This window comes from Massilia sp. CT11-108 (genome assembly GCF_047302915.1).
Lineage (GTDB): Bacteria > Pseudomonadota > Gammaproteobacteria > Burkholderiales > Burkholderiaceae_D > Telluria > Telluria orientalis.
Genome location: NZ_JBKYMO010000910.1, coordinates 1 through 1,337, shown reverse-complemented (window position 1 = coordinate 1,337; position 1,337 = coordinate 1). Strand labels below are relative to the sequence as shown.

2 protein-coding genes are annotated in these 1,337 nt (G+C 69.0%); one reads left to right on the top strand and one right to left on the bottom strand.

Annotated elements, in window-relative coordinates; genetic code table 11:
* Positions 1–81: 81 nt before the first annotated feature.
* Positions 82–477: a hypothetical protein gene (locus tag ACEN88_RS31910; protein WP_413346196.1), complete on the bottom strand. Its 396-nt coding sequence runs from the start codon at positions 475–477 to the stop codon at positions 82–84.
* A gap of 111 nt (positions 478–588) precedes the next feature.
* On the opposite strand from ACEN88_RS31910, the gene ACEN88_RS31905 reads away from it, so the two are divergent.
* A partial coding sequence (locus ACEN88_RS31905; protein ID WP_413346194.1) for a protein kinase domain-containing protein occupies positions 589–1,337 on the top strand: 749 nt, incomplete at its 3' end.

The following is a 1,337-nucleotide window of genomic DNA, read 5'->3' as shown; positions in this document are numbered from 1 at the left end:
GGCTGGGACCGCGGCCATGACCGTGGCTGGCACCGCTGATCGCAGCACCAGATCCGGGAACCGCGCCTCGTGCGCGGTTTTTTATTGCGCGTTCGCGTGCAGCCCGGCCGGCGCGGACGCAACGGCACGCGCGTCGGCTTTCAGCGCGGCCCACGTCCAGATGCCGCCCGCCAGGTCGACGAGGCCGAACAGCACGATCATCGGGCTGACCAAGCCGAGCAGTGCAAAGACGACGAACGCGGCGCACACGAGCGCACGCGTGTAGACCGATGCTTCCAGGAACGGCCGGTGCCTGGCGCCGATCCACGCGTAAATGCCGATATTGAATGCGAGTACACCCGCAACGCGGATCCACACCTCGGACGTGGAAGCGATGCCGAAGATCCCCAGCAGCACGTTCGGCGCGACGACGAGCACGGTACTGACGACGAAGACGTAGCAGGCGAATACCCGGGCACTGAACGTGGCTTTGGACATGGCTTCCTCGACTGGTTGTGATCACGGCAATCTTGTCGACTCTAACACGTTTTCTCCCTCCCCCCGCTATCCCCCGCCGAGGCGGCGCCGGCCGCCCGTTCGGGAGGCTACATGGTCGAGGCAGGCGACATCATCACGTTGACGGCGGGCGCCTGGCGCCTGCGGGCGCCGCTGGGCGGGTCCAGCTACGGCCAGGTGTGGCGCGCGGCGTCGGTGCTGGACGGCACGCCGGCCGCGGTGAAACTCGTCAACCGCGCGCAGATGGAGCTCGCATTGCCGTCCCAGCGGACCGTCTGGCGCGCGTGCTTCGAGGCGGAGATCGCTTTCCTGCGCGGCCTGCAGCCATGGGACCAGCGCCACATCGTGCGCCTGCTCGACAGCGGCGAACACGACGGCCAGCCCGCGCTCGCGCTCGAATTGCTGGACGGCGACCTCGCCGCCCACGTGGCGGCGTTGCGCAGCCGCGGCGACGGTCCTCGCATGGACCAGGCACTCGCGTGGACGGCGCAAGTGAATACCGCGCTGGCGAAAGTCCACCAATACGGCTGGCGCTACCTGGACCTGAAGCCGGCCAACCTGCTCGTCGATGCGCACACCGGCACGCTCAAGCTCGCGGACTTCGGCACCAATCGCCCCCTGCAGGACAGCGCCGCGCATTCGTATGCAGGCACCGCGGCGTGGCAGGCGCCGGAACAATTCTTTCCCGATGACGCCGGCCGCTACCGGACCGACGCGCGCAGCGACTATTTTGCACTGGGCGCCCTGCTCTACTGGCTCGTCGCCGGCATCCCGCTGCGCTTTTGCGCAGCCTGCGCGGACGCCTACCGGGCCCAGGGCACGGCGGGCGCCGCGGCACTGCG